The following is a 16,656-nucleotide window of genomic DNA, read 5'->3' on the forward strand; positions in this document are numbered from 1 at the left end:
AGAGCCCGATGTCCGGTTATCGAGGCCGCTTCGCGCCCACCCCCTCCGGGCCACTGCACTTCGGCTCGCTGGTCGCCGCGCTGGCGAGCTTCCTCGATGCCCGCCACGCCGGCGGCGAGTGGCTGCTGCGCATCGAGGACGTCGACCCGCCGCGCTGCCCGCCCGGCACCAGCGAGACGATCCGACGCCAGCTCGAGACCTACGGCCTTCACTGGGACGGCGAAATCCGCTACCAGCACGCTCGCGACGTGGCCTACCAGGCCGCTCTCGAACGGCTCGCCGAGACCGGCCTCGCCTATCCCTGCAGCTGCTCGCGCAAGGAATGGCGCGACTACCCGATCTACCCCGGCTGGTGTCGCGACGGCCTGCGTCATCCTCACCGCCCGGTGGCCTGGCGCCTGCGCACCGACCGCGGGCCACGTCCGGTCGGCTGGCAGGACCGGCTGTTCGGCGAGCAGCGCTTCGACCCCGTCGATTTCGGCGATGTGGTGCTCAAGCGCAAGGAAGGCCTGTGGGCCTACCAGCTGGCGGTGGTGGTCGACGACGCCGACCAGGGCATCACCGACGTGGTGCGCGGCGTCGACCTGCTCGACAACACCCCCTGGCAGCTACAGCTACAGGCCGCCCTGGGCATGGCCACGCCGCGCTACCTGCACCTGCCGCTGATCGTCGCCGCCAACGGCCAGAAGCTGTCCAAGCAGAACCTCGCCCCGGCCCTGCCGACAGCGCCGGGCGCGGTGAATCGCTGGCTTCACGAGGCGCTGATCGCCCTCGAGCAGCAGCCCCCGGCAACCCTGCGCGAGGCACCGGTCGCCGAGCAGTTGGCTCACGCCATCGCGCGCTGGGACCCCGCGCGCCTGCGCGCGCAGAAGCACCACCGCATGCCCCGCCCCTGAGCCGTGACGCCACCGGGCCCGGGCCCCTGCGACTCAGGTCGGGTTGAGCCGGACAACGCCCCTCCCTACACTCGGGCCTCCGCTTTCCTGCAGGTACCCGGATGTACGTCTACCGCATCATGCTGTTCCTGGTCTTCGGCGGCTATCTATTGTCGCCGATGCTGATGAGCGGCTGGGCCGTCCCCGGCATGGCCTGGTACCGGCCGTTTCTGATCTGGGGCGCGCTGATCGCGCTGTCGGTATGGCTGGAGCAGAAGAGGAAGCTCGATGAGCATTAGCCTGGCCGGCCTGACGGCCCTGGTCGTCGGTTACCTGGTCCTGCTGCTCGTCGTCGCCGGCGCGACGCGGCGCGGCTGGATTCCGGCCCGGGTCGTCCATCATCCGCTGGTCTACGGGTTGTCGCTGGGCATCTACGTCAACGCCTGGGGGATCTACGGCAGCGTCGCCCTGGCGACGCAGATCGGCTACGGCTACCTGGACTTCTACCTGGGCGTGGCCGGCGCCTTCCTGCTGGCCCCGGTGCTGCTGGTGCCCATCCTGCGCCTGACCCGCACCTACCAGCTGGCGTCCCTGGCCGACCTGTTCGCCTTTCGCTTCCGCAGCCGCTGGATCGGCGCCCTGGTCACGCTGATCACCCTGCTCGCCGTGCTGCCGCTGCTCGCCCAGCAGGTCCGGGTGGTGGGCGATGTCGCTCACCTGCTCACCGGCAGCGCCTCGCCCGCCCTCCTGGCGCTGCTGTTCTGTGCCCTGGTGGCGATGATGGCCCTGGTGCTGGGCGCGCGACGCACGCACCTCACCGCCGACCATGCCAGCCTGGTCGCCGCGGTCGCCGTCGAGTCGCTGGTCAAGCTGGTGGCACTGCTGGTGCTGGCCGGCGTCGCCCTGTACGGCGTGTTCGCCGGTCCGGGCGATCTCCAGCACTGGCTCGACGGCCCGGGGCAATCCTTCCAGGTGATCGCCCGGCGTCTCGATCCGGGGCAATGGCGCACCCTGCTGTTATTGTTCTTCGCCGCCGCCTTCCTGTCGCCCCACATGTTCCACATGGCCTTCGCCCAGGCCCCGTCGCGCCAGGCGCTGTTGCAGTCGAGCTGGCAACTGCCGCTCTATCTGCTGTTGATGGCGCTGCCGGCCCCGTTGATTCTCTGGGCGGCGCAGTATCGCGACGTCGCGCCCCCCCAGGCCGGGCTCGCCTACCTGGTGTTCACGCTGTTCGACACCCCCGGGCTCGCCGGCCTCGCCCTGCTGGCCGGTCTCGCCGCCGTGTGCGGCACGCTGATCGTGATCGCCCTGTCGCTGGCGGGGATGGTGCTCAACCATCTGGTACTGGTCGCGCACCCGCCCGGCCGCCACGACGACCTCTACCGCTGGCTGCTGGGGCTGCGCCGGGTACTGATCGTCGCGGTGATTCTCGGTAGCTGGGTGTTCTACCGGGCGCTGGGCGGCGAGCACGACCTCGCCAGCCTGGGCCTGGTGGCCTTCGTCGGCATCGCCCAGTTCCTGCCGGGCATGCTGGCCCTGCTCTACTGGCCGGGCGCCAACCGCAAGGGCATGGTCTGCGGGCTGATCGCCGGCAGCCTGCTGTGGCTGGCCGGCCAGTGGCTGCCGCTGCTCACCGGCTGGCCGGCGCTGCTGTTCATCCCGCCCGGCCTCGAACTGCTCGCCGGCGAGCCGGTGTGGTACACGGTGACGCTGATCTCGCTGGCCGCCAACACCCTGACGCTGATCCTGGTCTCGCTGGTCACCCGCACCTCGGAGGCCGAGCGCGCCGCCGCCGAGGCCTGCTCGGTGGATGCGGTGATCCGGCCCAAGCGACTGCCGCTCAGCGCGCGCACCGGCGAGGACTTCAAGCGTCATCTCAGTGACGCCCTGGGCCCCGAGGTCGCCGACCGCGAGGTGGACGCCGCGCTCGACGCGCTGGGCATGTCGCCCCAGGAGAGCCGGCCCTATGCATTGCGGCGCCTGCGTGGCCGCCTGCAGGCCAACCTCTCGGGGCTGATGGGCCCCTCGGTGGCGCGCGACATCGTCGACCGCTTCCTGCCCTATCAGCAGGGGCCGAAGGCGGCGACCGACGACGTGCATTACGTGGAAAGCCTGCTCGAGGCCTATCGCTCGCGGCTCACCGGTCTCGCCCGCGAACTCGACGGCCTACGCCGCTACCATCGCCGCACGCTGACCCAACTGCCCATCGGCCTGTGTGCGTTCGGCGACGACGACGAACTGCTGATGTGGAACGACGCCCTGGCCCGGCTCTCGGGCATCGCCGGCGCCAGCGTGATCGGCGCGCGGCGCGAGAGCCTGCCGGCGCCCTGGGCGGGACTGCTCGAACGGACCTTCGAGCGCCCCGGCAGCCACCTCTACAAGCAGCCGGTGGAACTCGTCGGGGGTACCCGCTACCTGACCCTGCACACGGCGGACCTGGCCGTCGAGGACGACGAACGCGGCGGCACGGTGGTATTGATCGAGGACCACAGCGAGATGAAGTGGCTGGAGGACGAGCTGGTCCACGCCGAGCGACTGGCGTCGATCGGGCGCCTCGCCGCCGGCGTCGCCCACGAGATCGGCAACCCCATTACCGGGATCTCCTCGCTGGCGCAGAACCTGCGCTACGACACCGACGACGCCCTGGTGCTGGATACCGCCCACCAGATCCAGGCACTCACCGACCGTGTCTCGCGCATCGTCGGCTCGCTGGTCGGCTTCGCCCATGGCGGTGATCGTGGCAACGCCGGATCACGCCATGCCACCCTCGACGTGCAGGCGATCGCCGACGAGGCGTTGCACTTGATACGTCTGGCCCGCTCGGGCCAGGATATCGAATATCGCAATGCATGCCCCACGGCCCTGACCGTGCAGGGCGATGCCCAGCGCCTGGTCCAGGTGCTGGTCAACCTGCTCGGCAATGCGCGGGACGCCAGTCCTCCCGGCGGTCTGGTGGTGGTCGACGCGAGACGTCACGACGGTGGCGTGCGGATCACGGTGACGGACGCCGGTCACGGCATCGACGCCTCGATCCGCGACCACCTCTTCGAGCCTTTCACGACCACCAAGCCCCCGGGCGAGGGCACCGGGCTCGGTCTGTCGCTGGTCTACAGCATCGTCCAGGAGCATCATGGCCAGGTACGCGTCGAATCGCCCCTGCCCGAACTCGGTCACGGCACCCGCATAAGCCTGTGGCTGCCCCAAGCCCCTCACGCTGACAGAGATGCTGATGAGCCAGATCCTGATCGTTGAAGACGAAGCCATCATCCGTACCGCCTTGCGTCGGCTCCTGGAGCGTCACGAGTATATCGTCAGCGAAGCCGAGTCGGTGGCCGAGGCACGTCGTCTCGAGCTCAGGAACTTCGACCTGATCATCAGCGACCTGCGCCTGCCCGGCGACCCCGGCACCGCGCTGATCGATGCCGCTGCGCCGGTGCCGGTGCTGATCATGACCAGCTATGCCAGCATGCGTTCGGCGGTCGACGCCCTCAAGCAGGGCGCGGTCGACTACATCGCCAAACCCTTCGATCACGACGAGCTGCTCGCCACCGTGGCCAGAACGCTCGACGCTCACGAGCCGACCCGCGAGCCCCCGGCGTCCGCCACGCCGCCCGCCCCCGCGGACGCCACGCCCCAGGACATGATCGGCGACTGCCCGGCCATGCAGGCGGTCTACACGCGGATTCGCAAGACCGCCCCGGCCGACGTCACCGTGCTCATCCAGGGCGAATCGGGCACCGGCAAGGAACTGGTCGCCCGGGCCATCCACCGCCAGAGCCGCCGCGCCCAGGCGCCGCTGATCTGCGTCAACTGCGCGGCGATCCCCGAGACGCTGATCGAGTCCGAGCTGTTCGGCCACGAGAAGGGCGCCTTCACCGGCGCCAGCGCGGCACGCACCGGCCTGGTCGAGGCGGCCGACGGCGGCACGCTGTTCCTCGACGAGATCGGCGAGCTGCCGCTGGATGCCCAGGCGCGCCTGCTGCGCGTGCTGCAGGAGGGCGAGATTCGCAAGATCGGCTCGGTGGAGACCCGCCACGTCGACGTCCGCCTGATCGCCGCCACGCACCGCGACCTGCACGCGCTGTCGCGTAACGGGGAGTTTCGGCTCGATCTCTATTATCGCCTCAACGTGATGCAGATCGATCTGCCGCCGCTGCGCGAGCGCGAGGACGATATCCTCGAGATCGCCGATGTCCTGCTCGCCGCCGCCTGCCGGCGCCACGCCCGGGACGGCCTGAAGCTCTCGCGCGCGGCGCGGCGCGACATTCGCGACTACCCCTGGCCGGGCAACGTGCGCGAGCTGGAGAACGCCCTCGAGCGCGGGGTGATCCTGGCCGAGGGCAACCTCATCCACCCCGAGGACCTGGGCCTCAATCCCGTGTCGATGCCCGCCAGAACCGCGGCATCCCGCGGCAGCGCGCCGGGCGGGGGTGGCGCGGCGTCCCCGGAGGCGGCCGAAGAAGACCTGTCGCTGGAGGATTACTTCCAGCACTTCGTGCTCGAGCACCAGGACCAGATGAGCGAGACCGAGCTCGCCCAGAAGCTCGGCATCAGCCGCAAGTGCCTCTGGGAGCGTCGCCAGCGCCTGGGAATCCCCCGCAAGAAGAGCCCCCGCACCCGCTCCGCCTGAGCCGCCGCCGGGCAGGCAATACCATGGTCTAACACGCATTTTCGTCGCCGAACGCCTCGCGAAGGCCGGGCCGGACAGCGGGTTCGCACCACTTGTTACCATCCCACACAGCTTTTTCCCCATAACGGCGCACTCGGGGTAACACAGCACGGCCTCCCGAGGCGCCGATTCCGACCATATATTTTTAATTTATTGTTTTTAAAGAAAAAACCTGAATCTGGCACGACCACTGCAACTACCAGGACAAGAAGAACAACAACCGGATGCCGCCGACGGCAACAATAACAACAGGCTCGTCGGAAGGATTTTCGTCGGTCCGGCAACAACAAGAACAACCGAGACGACGACACGCGTTCTCCAGGCCCAACAACCATAAACCGCCTGTCGAGAAAGCGAGCGACCACAATAACGACAATGGCCGCGACGATCCGGTAACCGTATCGGGACGCGACGCTCCGCGCACAGGTCGAACAACGACAAATACCTGTCTGAGGAGCACCTCCGGCAACAACAACAAATCGCCGGGGGAAGGCAGACACCCTGCCGTCGTGGTTGGATTATTGTTTTGAATACGAGACGGTCGCCATCAGGAAGATGACCAATAACAAGACCATTGCTTGCCTGATGACTCCGAATTGGTGACTGTGGTGCGTATTCAAGGCGATGCGCCATCACGAAGAAGAATCAACAGCACGGATGCTGTCGAATTGCTTGATAGGGGGAGACCGAAAGGTCTCCCCTTTCTCATGGTTACTGGCCGGACGATGGTCGTAACGCTTTGCATCCTCCGGACGCTCGGCTACACTGGCCTTTTCGCGAACGGCGAGACACTATCGCGGCATGTTCAAAGGATTTACTCGCTTTCTCCAACGCCCCGGTGAACGTTTGAAGACTCTGTTCGGCAATCAGGATGGCACCGGCAAGGCTCCCGGGCTTCGCATCATTCCCCGAGAAGAACACGACATTTCGCGCCAGCTGTTCAGCGACAGCGCGCTCAAGGTCCTCTATCGGCTGCACAACGCGGGGTACGAGGCCTATCTGGTCGGCGGCTGCCTGCGCGACGCCCTGCTCGGCCAGACCCCCAAGGACTTCGACGTCGCCACCAATGCCACCCCGGAAGAGTTGCGCGACCTGTTCCGCAATTCGCGGATCATCGGCCGGCGCTTTCGCATCGTGCATGTCCGCTTCGGTCGCGAGATCATCGAGGTCACCACCTTCCGCGGCCGCCACACCAACGACCACGGCGAACACGTCTCGCAACAGTCCGAAGCGGGGCTGCTGCTGCGCGACAACGTCTGGGGCAACGTCGAGGAAGACGCCCTGCGCCGCGACTTCACCGTCAACGCACTGTACTACAACATTGCCGACTTCTCGCTTCACGACTGGGCCGGCGGCCTCGACGACCTCGAGCACCGCACGCTACGCCTGATCGGCGATCCCCAGGTGCGCTATCGCGAAGATCCGGTGCGCATGCTGCGTGCCATCCGCTTCGCCGCCAAGCTCGACTTCACCCTGGCGCCGGCGACCGAGGCGCCGATTCGCGAGCTCGCCCCGTTGCTGCTGCAGATTCCGCCGGCACGCCTGTTCGAGGAAGTGCTCAAGCTGTTCATGTCGGGCCAGGCCGTCGCCACCTATCATCTGCTGCGCGATTACGGGCTGTTCGCCATGCTGTTCCCCGAGGCGGACGAGACCCTGGACGAACTCGACTGGGCGGAGCCGTTGATCATTCAGGCCCTGGCCAACACCGACGACCGCGTGCGCCGGGAGCGCCCGGTGACGCCGGCATTCCTGTTCGGCGCCCTGCTCTGGCCCGGCGTGCAGCAGCGCGTCCAGCGCCTGCAGGCGGAAGGCATGCCGCCGATCCCCGCCCAGCAGACCGCCGCCCAGCAGGCCATCGCCCGCCAGCTCCAGCACACCTCGATCCCCAAGCGCTTCAGCCTGCCGATGCGCGACATCTGGGATCTTCAGCAGCGTCTGCCGCGCCGCCGTGGCAAGCGCGCCTACCAGACGCTCGAGCACCCGCGCTTCCGGGCCGCCTACGACTTCCTGCTGCTGCGCGAGGCGGCCGGCGAGGTCAAGCCCGGCCTCGGCGACTGGTGGACCGCCTTCCAGGAGGGCGACGAGCACGACCAGCGGCGCCTGCTCGGCAAGGTCGACGCCGACCCGGCGGGCACTGCGGCCCCGCGCAAGCGCCGCCCCCGCAAGCGTCGGCGCAATAACACGCGCCCGGACTCCGGCAACCATGACTGAAGAGGCGCTGCCGGTGGCCTATGTCGGCCTGGGCAGCAACCTCGAGGGGCCTCGGGACCAGGTGACTCGCGCCCTCTCGGAACTCGACCGCCTGCCGACGACCCGGCTGGTCAGCGCATCGCCGCTCTACGCCAGTACGCCGATGGGTCCCGCGGACCAGCCCGACTTCATCAATGCCGTCGCCAAGCTGATCACGCGGCTGTCGCCACTGGCGCTGCTCGATCAACTGCAGGCGCTCGAGCAGCGCCATCGCCGCCGCCGCCAGCGCCACTGGGGGCCGCGCACCCTGGATCTCGATCTGCTGCTCTACGCACAACGTCGTCAGACCTCGCCGCGGCTGACGCTGCCGCATCCCGGCATCGGCGAGCGCAATTTCGTGCTGGTGCCGCTGGCCGACATCGCCCCGGACCTCGAACTCGACGGCGTTCCCGTCGCCCGTCTGGCGGCGTCCCTCGGCGACGACGGGTTGCACCGGGTGTCACCGCGAAAGTAGGGTTGCAGCGCTTTTGTTACCATTCCACACTTCCTGCCCTGTAACGGGTAACAGCGGCAGTAACGCTCACGCCCGTTGGCGTCCCCGAGCCGGGCGCCATTTGCCAAGCCGACGAGAACGCCAGTCATGAAAACCGTCACTCTGAGCACGCTGCAGGCGGCCAAGCGCGCCGGCGAACCGTTCAGTTGCCTGACCGCCTATGATGCTTCCTTCGCCCAGGCCGCCAACCAGGCCGGTATCGAGGTCCTGCTGGTCGGCGATTCGCTGGGCATGGTCCTCCAGGGCCATACCAGCACGCTGCCGGTAACACTCGACGACATCGTCTACCACACCCGCTGCGTGGCCCGCACCAAGGGCACGAGCCTGTTGATGGCCGACCTGCCGTTCATGAGCAACGCCTCCCTCGAGGGTCTCCTCAAGGACGCCGGAGCGCTGATGCGGGCGGGCGCCGAGATGGTCAAGATCGAGGGCGAGGCCTGGATGGCCGAAGGGATCCGCGAGCTGACCCGCCGCGGCGTGCCGGTATGCGCCCACCTGGGCCTGACCCCGCAGATGGTGCATCAGTTCGGTGGCTTCAAGGTCCAGGGGCGCGATGCCGAGCACGCCGAGCGGCTGATCGCCGATGCCCGGCGCCTGGTCGAGGCCGGCGCCTCGGTGATCCTGCTCGAGTGCGTGCCCGCCAGCCTGGGCCGCGCCGCCCAGGCGGCGCTCGACGTACCGGTGATCGGCATCGGCGCTGGCGCCGATACCGACGGCCAGATCCTGGTCATGCACGACGTGATCGGCGTGAGCAGCGGCTACATCCCGCGTTTCGCGAAGAACTTCCTGACCGACACGGGATCGATCGAGGGCGCCTTCCGGGCCTACCATGACGCGGTCAAGACCCGTCGCTTCCCGGCCAAGGAGCACTCCTTCTGATGCAGACCCTCAGCGACATCGAGAGCCTGCGCCGCACCCTGGCGGATGTCCGTCGCAGCGGACGGCGTATCGGTCTGGCGCCGACCATGGGCAACCTCCACGACGGCCACCTGGCGCTGGTCGCCGCCGCCCGGCAGCGTGCCGATTTCGTGGTGGCGAGTATCTTCGTCAATCCCCTGCAGTTCGGTCCCGGCGAGGATTACGCCAGCTATCCGCGAACCCTCGACGCGGATTGCGCCGCGCTCGAGGCCGCCGGCTGCGACCTGGTCTTCGCGCCGCCCGCCGAGGCCCTCTATCCCAACGGCACCGACCGCCAAGCGACGGTCAGCGTGCCCGGGGTCTCCGACGGCCTGTGCGGTGCCAGCCGCCCCGGTCATTTCGACGGCGTCGCCACGGTGGTGACGATGCTGTTCAATCTGTTCCAGCCCGACCTGGCCTGCTTCGGCGAAAAGGACTACCAGCAGCTCGCGGTGATCCGCAAGATGGTCGCCGATCTGCACGTCCCCATCGAGGTCGTCGGCGTGCCCATCGTGCGGGCCGACGACGGGCTGGCCCTGTCGTCGCGCAACGGCTACCTGGATGCCGGCCAGCGCGCCCGGGCACCGCGTCTCTACGCCATGCTGGCCCAGGCCCGCGAGGCGCTGGAGCGTGGCGACGAGCCCGCCACCACGCTGCGCGAGGGGACCGCGCATCTGGTCGAGGCGGGTTTCAAGCCCGACTACCTGGAACTGCGCCGCGCCGACGATCTTGGGCCGGTCACCGACACTACCCGCCACGCCGTGCTGCTCGCCGCTGCCCATCTGGGGCCGGCGCGCCTGATCGACAACGTCAGGGTCACGCTGCCGCGCTGACCGCCGCCGGGCGAGCGCAAGCGGAGAGACGCCCGCGTCGCCAGCCCGGCACGCCGCCGCGACAATGCTGCCCACCGTCAAATTTCGACGGATTGGCAATTGTCGCGGCGCACAAGGTTCTCCTATGCTGACTGGGCATTTCGTCCTCGAGTCAAGGAGTCTCACATGCAAGACGTGGTCATCGTCGCGGCACGCCGCACCGCCATCGGCACCTTCGGCGGGTCGCTCGCCGGGATTCCCGCCGCCGAGCTGGGCGCCAAGGTGATTCAGGATATCCTCGCCAATACCGGCGTCGCCCCGGAGCAGGTCGACGAAGTCCTGCTCGGCCACGTCTTGACCGCCGCCTGCGGCCAGAACCCGGCTCGCCAGGCGTCGATCCTGGGCGGTCTGCCCCACGGGGTACCGGCGATGACCATCAACAAGGTCTGCGGCTCCGGCCTCAAGGCCCTGCATCTGGCCACCCAGGCGATCCGCTGCGGTGACGCCGAGCTGATTCTCGCCGGCGGTCAGGAGAACATGTCGCTGGCCCCCCACGCCCTGCCGAACTCGCGGACCGGCCAGCGCATGGGCGACTGGAAGGCGATCGACACCATGGTCTACGACGGCCTGTGGGATGCCTTCAACCAGTACCACATGGGCATCACCGCCGAGAACCTCGCCGAGAAGTACGGCATCACCCGCGAGCAGATGGACGAATTCGCCGCCGGCTCGCAGCAGAAGGCCAGCGCGGCCATCGAGTCGGGCCGCTTCGATAGCCAGATCGTGCCCATCGAGATCCCCCAGCGCAAGGGCGATCCGGTGGTCTTCAAGGCCGACGAAGGCCCGCGTGCCGGGATCACCGCCGAGAAGCTCGCCGGCATGAAACCGGCCTTCAAGAAGGACGGCACCGTCACCGCGGGCAACGCCTCGTCGATCAACGACGGCGCCGCGGTGACCATGATCTGCTCCGCGAAGAAGGCCCAGGAACTGGGGCTCGAGCCGCTGGCGCACATCAAGGCCTACGCCAACGCCGCCGTGGACCCGGCGATCATGGGTATCGGCCCGGCCCCGGCGACCCGGCGCTGCCTGGAAAAGGCCGGCTGGACGACCGATGACCTCGACCTGATCGAGGCCAATGAAGCCTTCGCCGCCCAGGCCCTGTCGGTCAACAAGGAGCTCGGCTGGGATCCGGCCAAGATCAACGTCAATGGCGGGGCGATCGCCCTGGGCCACCCGATCGGCGCCTCCGGCTGCCGGGTGCTGGTGACCCTGGTCCACGAGATGATCGCCCGCGATGCCAAGAAGGGCCTGGCGACGCTGTGCATCGGCGGCGGTCAGGGCGTGGCGCTGGCCATCGAGCGCTAAGCCTTCCCCCACTGTAGCGACACACACCATGACGAAGGCCGGCGTCGATCGCCGGCCTTCCTGCCTCTCGGGCCGAGGCGGGCCGCGACCGAATCGGCCTCCTTGCGCGGCCCGCGCCAGCACGTCACCATGGCGTCATCCCATTCCCACGACGCGAATCCAACGACATGAGCAAGTTCTGGAGTCCGGACGTCCGCGAACTGACGCCCTACGTCCCGGGCGAGCAGCCCCGCGAGCGCCTGATCAAGCTGAACACCAACGAGAACCCCTATCCGCCCGCGCCGGGCGTCGAGCGCGCCCTGCGCGACTACCCGATCGACCATCTGCGCCGCTACCCGGATCCCGACTCGCTGGCCCTGCGCGAGGCGCTGGCCCGCGAACATGGCGTCGACACCGAGCAGGTGTTCGTCGGCAACGGTTCCGACGAGGTGCTGGCGCTGGCCTTCCAGGCCTTCTTCCGGCAGCCGGAGCCGCTGCTGATGCCGGCGATCACCTACAGCTTCTACCCGGTCTACTGTCGCCTCTACGCCATCAACTACCGGACCCTGGCGCTCGACGACCACTGGCGGGTACCGCTCGAGGCGCTGACCGGCGAGAGCGGCGGGGTGGTCTTCGCCAACCCCAACGCCCCTACCGGGCATGGCCACTCGCGCTCCGCCATTGCCGATCTGCTCGGCCGGGTCACCGAACGCGTGGTGCTAGTCGACGAAGCCTACGTCGCCTTCGGTGGCGAGAGCTGCGTGCCGCTGATCGACAGCTATCCCAACCTGCTGGTGGTGGGCACCTTCTCCAAGTCGCACAGCCTGGCCGGGCTGCGCCTGGGCTATGCGATCGGCTCGCGGGAGTTGATCGAGGGGCTCGAACGGGTCAAGGATTCCTTCAACTCCTACCCCGTCGACAGCCTGGCGCTCGTGGCCGGCGTGGCCGCGCTGGCCGATCGCGAGCACTTCGAGGCCTGCTGCGAACGGGTCGTCACGACCCGCGAACGCGCCCGGCGCCGCCTCACGGAGCTGGGGTTCGAGGTCCTGCCCTCGCAGACCAACTTCCTGCTCGCCCGCCACGAGCGCTACGACGCCGGCGAGCTGTTCACTGGGCTGCGCGAGCGCGGCGTGCTGGTGCGTCACTTCAACAGCGAAGCGCTGCGCGACTTCCTGCGCATCACGGTGGGCACCGACGACGAGATGGACAGCCTGATCGAAGCCCTCGAGGCACTCTGCCGCGGGTGAGCCGTCACCCCCGGAAAAATCGCCGTCCATGAAAACGGCCCACCCGCTTGGCGGGTGGGCCGTCGTCGTTACCACGGCAACCGAGAGAGGATCACTCGGCCAGGCTGGCCTCGAAGGCGGCCTTCTCTTCGGCGCCCACTTCCTTGATCGACAGCTTGACGCGGTTGCGGTTGTCGATATCGAGTACCTTGACGATGACCTCGTCACCCTCGTTGAGGTAGTCGCGGACGCTGTTGACGCGTTCCGGCACGATCTGCGAGATGTGCACCAGACCGTCGGTCCCCGGCATGAAGTTGACGAAGGCACCGAAGTCGGCGATGCGCACCACCTTGCCCTGGTAGAGCTTGCCGATCTCGGCTTCGGCGGTAATGCCCAGCACGGTGTCGATGGCACGCTTGGCGGCCGCCTTGTCTTCGGCGTAGATGCGCACGGTGCCATCGTCGTCGATGTCGATCGAGGCGCCGGTATCGTCGCAGATCTGGCGAATGGTCGCCCCGCCCTTGCCGATCACGTCGCGGATCTTCTCAGGATCGATCTTGATGGTGGCCATCGATGGTGCGTTGGCGGAGACTTCCTCGCGGCTGCTGGCGATCACCTGGTTCATCTCGCCGAGGATGTGCAGGCGTGCCTCATGGGCCTGCTGCAGGGCAGTCTCCATGATCTCCTCGTTGATGCCCTCGATCTTGATGTCCATCTGCAGCGCGGTGACACCCTCGGCGGAACCGGCCACCTTGAAGTCCATGTCGCCGAGGTGGTCCTCGTCACCCAGGATGTCGGTCAGCACGGCGAACTTGTCGTCGTCCTTGACCAGACCCATGGCGATACCCGCCACCGGTGCCTTGAGCGGCACGCCGGCGTCCATCAGCGCCAGGGAGGAGCCGCACACCGAGGCCATCGAGCTCGAGCCGTTGGACTCGGTGATCTCGGAGACCACGCGGATGGTGTAGGGGAATTCCTCGTCACTGGGCAGCATGGCCTGGACACCGCGCCGGGCCAGACGACCGTGACCGATCTCGCGACGCTTGGGACCGCCCATGAAGCCGGCCTCCCCGACGCAGTACGGGGGGAAGTTGTAGTGCAGCAGGAAGCGGTCCTTGCGCTCGCCCTCCAGCGACTCGATCAACTGAGCGTCGCGCAGCGTGCCCAGCGTGGCGATGACCATCGCCTGGGTTTCGCCGCGGGTGAACAGCGCCGAACCGTGGGTCTTGGGCAACAGGCCGACCTCGATGTCCAGCGGACGCACGGTCTTGTGATCGCGGCCGTCGATGCGCGGCTCGCCATTGATCACCCGCGAGCGCACCACGCGCTTCTCGAGTGCGGCGAAGGCGCCGCTCACCGCCTCGGCGTCGAACTGGCCGGCCTCGTCGCCAGCGAGCTGCTCGACCGCCTCGGCCTTGAGCGCCGCCAGGGCGTCCTGACGCGCCATCTTGTCGGTGATGCGATAGGCCTCGCCGACCTTGGCCTCGAAGGCACCGGCGAGCGCTTCCTTCAGGGGGGTGTTCTCGGCGGCGGGCTGCCAGTCCCACTTGGGCTTGCCGGCCTCGGCGACGAATTCGTTGATCGCGCCGATCGCCACCTGCATTTCCTGGTGGCCGAAGAGCACGGCGCCGAGCATTTCGTCCTCGAGCAGCTCCTGGGCCTCGGACTCGACCATCAGCACGGCCTTCTCGGTGCCGGCGACCACCATGTCCAGCTCGGAGGCCTGGAGTTCCTCGACACTGGGGTTGAGGAAGTAGCCGCGATCCTCGGTGAAGGCCACGCGGGCGGCACCGATCGGCCCGTTGAACGGCACGCCGGAGATCGCCAGCGCCGCCGAGGTGCCCAGCATCGCGGCGATGTCCGGATCCTGATTGCGATCGGCGGAGAGCACGGTGCAGATCACCTGCACCTCGTTCATGAAGCCCTTGGGAAACAGCGGGCGGATCGGCCGGTCGATCAGCCGCGAGGTCAGGGTTTCCTTCTCGGTGGGGCGCCCCTCGCGCTTGAAGAAGCCGCCGGGGATCTTGCCGACCGAGTAGGTCTTCTCCTGGTAGTGCACCGACAGCGGGAAGAAGTCCTGACCCGGCTTGGTGTCTTTCCTGGCCACCACGGTGCAGAGCACCACGGCGCCATCCATGGTGACCTGAACGGCGCCGGTGGCCTGACGGGCGACGCGCCCGGTTTCGAGGGTGACGGTGCTGTTACCGTACTGGAATGTCTTTCTGACCGGATTCACAGGGCTTCCTTCAACTTGTCGATTGCATGTTCGGGACGTTTGACTCGGCGACCATTTTAGGCGTTCGCGGGGGCGAGGGCTACCGATGCGCCCGAGGGCGACACGCGCCCAAAAAAGAACAAGCAACCCCGAGGGGTTGCTTGTTCTGGAATCAGCCGGGGAATGACGGCTGGATCAACGACGCAGACCCAGGCGCTGGATCAGCGACTGATAGCGCTCGAAATCCTTGCGCTTGAGGTAGTCGAGCAGCTTGCGACGCTGGTTGACCATGCGGATCAGACCACGACGCGAGTGGTGGTCCTGCTTGTTGCTCTTGAAGTGATCCTGCAGGCCATCGATGTTGGCGCTCAGCAGGGCCACCTGAACCTCGGGGGATCCGGTGTCGTTGTCACCACGGCCGTATTCCTTGACGATTTCGGCCTTCTTTTCAGCGGTCAATGCCATCTGTTTCTCCAGTAAGCAATATGCCTGATGGGGATGAATGTCGGAGACCACGCATATTTGCAGTCTCCCCGTACGCCGCGTGAGCGGCGACGAAGGTGCCACCGCTCAGCCGGTGGCAATCAGTCGACGGGGGGCGATCTCCCCCGTCCCGGTCACCGCGACCAGGCCCAGGAAGGCCCCGTCGCGATAGAGTCGTGCCAGGTCGGCATCGGCCAACCCGGCGGTATCGGCGGCGGCACGCTGGCCGTGCAGCAACCGCGATGCCGCCTCGGGCTCGACGTCCAGGCGCGGCAGGTGGCGCACCAGCACGTCCATGGGCAGCAACGACGCCGTCAGCGTTTCGCCGCTCTCGGCCTCGAGACCCTCGAAGCCGACCATGTCGGTGGCCTGGAAAGGCCCCGTCTTGAGCCGGCGAAGTGCGGTGATGTGCGCACCGCAACCCAGCGCGCTGCCGATGTCCTCGGCCAGCGTGCGGATGTAGGTACCCTTGCTGCAGGCCACCTCGAGCTCAAAGCTCTCGGTGGTGCAACTGACGAGGCGCGTATCATAAACCGTCACACGACGTGGCGCACGCGCAATCGTCTTGCCCTCGCGGGCCAGTTCGTAGAGCGGCCGCCCCTGGTGCTTGAGCGCCGAATGCATCGGCGGGATCTGCTCGATCTCGCCGCGAAAGTCGTTCAGCACCCGCTGCAGGGTCGCCTCGTCGATGCCGGCCACCGGACGACGCTCGACGATGCTGCCGTCGGCATCGCCGGTATCGGTGATCTCGCCCAGCTTGACCCGGGTGCGATACACCTTGTCGGCCTCGAGCAGGTAGGACGAGAACTTGGTCGCCTCGCCGAAGCACACCGGCAACAGCCCGGTGGCCATCGGGTCCAGGGTCCCGGTATGCCCCGCCTTCTGCGCCTGGAACAGCCGGCGCGCCCGTTGCAGGGCATGATTGCTCGACACGCCCGGCGGCTTGTCAAGCAGCAACACGCCATCGATCGGCAGGCCGCGACGGCGACGCGCCATCAGCCCTCTTCCTCGTCATCGCCGTGACGGGAACGGTCGGCTTCGACCGCCTCGTCGATCAGCGACGACAGCTTGTGGCCGCGAGTCACGCTCTCGTCGTAGTGGAAGCGCAGTTCCGGCACGTGCCGCAGCTTCATGCGCCGGGCGATCTGACTACGCAGGAAGCCGCCGGCGCGCTTGAGCACCGCCAGGTTTTCCTTGATCCGCGCGGCATCGTCGTCGCCCAGCAGGGTGATGTAGACGTCGGCGTAACCCAGGTCGCGACTGACGGTCACGCCACTGACGGTGACCATGCCCAGCCGCGGATCCTTGACCTCACGCTGGATGAGGACCGCCAGCTCCTGCTGGAGCTGATCGGCCACCCGGTCGGTACGCTTGAACTCGCGCATCCGCTCA

The 16,656-nt window shown here is 67.7% G+C and carries 14 protein-coding genes; 10 read left to right on the top strand and 4 right to left on the bottom strand.

Going from position 1 to position 16,656, the window contains the following annotated elements; genetic code table 11:
• Window positions 1-8 precede the first annotated feature (8 nt).
• The 10 genes from gluQRS (at window position 9) to hisC (ending at window position 12,587) form a co-directional block, all read left to right on the top strand.
• The gene (gene gluQRS, locus KGR00_RS22095; RefSeq protein WP_224418180.1) at window positions 9-896 is read left to right on the top strand and encodes a tRNA glutamyl-Q(34) synthetase GluQRS; all 888 of its coding nucleotides are present in this window, start codon (window positions 9-11) and stop codon (window positions 894-896) included.
• Window positions 897-997: 101 nt separating this feature from the next.
• On the top strand, window positions 998-1,174 hold the full coding sequence (locus KGR00_RS22100; RefSeq protein ID WP_203234768.1) for a hypothetical protein: 177 nt from the start codon (window positions 998-1,000) through the stop codon (window positions 1,172-1,174).
• On the top strand, window positions 1,164-4,127 hold the full coding sequence (locus tag KGR00_RS22105; protein WP_224418181.1) for an ATP-binding protein: 2,964 nt from the start codon (window positions 1,164-1,166) through the stop codon (window positions 4,125-4,127). Before KGR00_RS22100 ends, KGR00_RS22105 begins: the two co-directional genes overlap by 11 nt.
• The gene (locus tag KGR00_RS22110; RefSeq protein ID WP_129138248.1) at window positions 4,105-5,505 is read left to right on the top strand and encodes a sigma-54 dependent transcriptional regulator; all 1,401 of its coding nucleotides are present in this window, start codon (window positions 4,105-4,107) and stop codon (window positions 5,503-5,505) included. Before KGR00_RS22105 ends, KGR00_RS22110 begins: the two co-directional genes overlap by 23 nt.
• 840 nt (window positions 5,506-6,345) lie before the next feature.
• Window positions 6,346-7,755, top strand: a complete 1,410-nt coding sequence (gene pcnB / locus KGR00_RS22115) for a polynucleotide adenylyltransferase PcnB (RefSeq protein WP_224418182.1) — start codon at window positions 6,346-6,348, stop codon at window positions 7,753-7,755.
• Window positions 7,748-8,248, top strand: a complete 501-nt coding sequence (gene folK, locus KGR00_RS22120) for a 2-amino-4-hydroxy-6-hydroxymethyldihydropteridine diphosphokinase (RefSeq protein WP_224418183.1) — start codon at window positions 7,748-7,750, stop codon at window positions 8,246-8,248. Before pcnB ends, folK begins: the two co-directional genes overlap by 8 nt.
• A gap of 126 nt (window positions 8,249-8,374) precedes the next feature.
• The gene (panB, locus tag KGR00_RS22125) at window positions 8,375-9,166 is read left to right on the top strand and encodes a 3-methyl-2-oxobutanoate hydroxymethyltransferase (RefSeq protein WP_129138245.1); all 792 of its coding nucleotides are present in this window, start codon (window positions 8,375-8,377) and stop codon (window positions 9,164-9,166) included.
• Entirely contained in the window at window positions 9,166-10,017 is an 852-nt protein-coding gene (panC, locus tag KGR00_RS22130; RefSeq protein ID WP_129138244.1) for a pantoate--beta-alanine ligase, read from the top strand. Before panB ends, panC begins: the two co-directional genes overlap by 1 nt.
• Window positions 10,018-10,182: 165 nt before the next feature.
• Window positions 10,183-11,361, top strand: coding sequence for an acetyl-CoA C-acetyltransferase (locus KGR00_RS22135; RefSeq protein ID WP_129141844.1), 1,179 nt, complete (start codon window positions 10,183-10,185; stop codon window positions 11,359-11,361).
• Window positions 11,362-11,528: 167 nt separating this feature from the next.
• Window positions 11,529-12,587: a histidinol-phosphate transaminase gene (gene hisC / locus KGR00_RS22140; RefSeq protein WP_129141845.1), complete on the top strand. Its 1,059-nt coding sequence runs from the start codon at window positions 11,529-11,531 to the stop codon at window positions 12,585-12,587.
• A gap of 91 nt (window positions 12,588-12,678) precedes the next feature.
• Here the strand turns inward: hisC and pnp are convergent, their stop codons facing one another.
• From pnp to rbfA, 4 genes are all read right to left on the bottom strand, one after another.
• Window positions 12,679-14,802, bottom strand: coding sequence for a polyribonucleotide nucleotidyltransferase (gene pnp, locus KGR00_RS22145; RefSeq protein WP_129141846.1), 2,124 nt, complete (start codon window positions 14,800-14,802; stop codon window positions 12,679-12,681).
• Between the two features lie 174 nt (window positions 14,803-14,976).
• Entirely contained in the window at window positions 14,977-15,246 is a 270-nt protein-coding gene (rpsO, locus tag KGR00_RS22150; RefSeq protein WP_129141847.1) for a 30S ribosomal protein S15, read from the bottom strand.
• Window positions 15,247-15,351: 105 nt separating this feature from the next.
• Complete coding sequence (truB, locus tag KGR00_RS22155; protein WP_129141848.1) at window positions 15,352-16,260, bottom strand: tRNA pseudouridine(55) synthase TruB; 909 nt, start codon at window positions 16,258-16,260, stop codon at window positions 15,352-15,354.
• Window positions 16,260-16,649, bottom strand: coding sequence for a 30S ribosome-binding factor RbfA (gene rbfA, locus KGR00_RS22160; protein WP_224418184.1), 390 nt, complete (start codon window positions 16,647-16,649; stop codon window positions 16,260-16,262). Before rbfA ends, truB begins: the two co-directional genes overlap by 1 nt.
• Window positions 16,650-16,656: the final 7 nt, after the last annotated feature.

The organism is Modicisalibacter sp. MOD 31.J, from assembly GCF_020147985.1.
In the GTDB taxonomy this organism is placed as follows: Bacteria; Pseudomonadota; Gammaproteobacteria; order Pseudomonadales; family Halomonadaceae; genus Modicisalibacter; species Modicisalibacter coralii.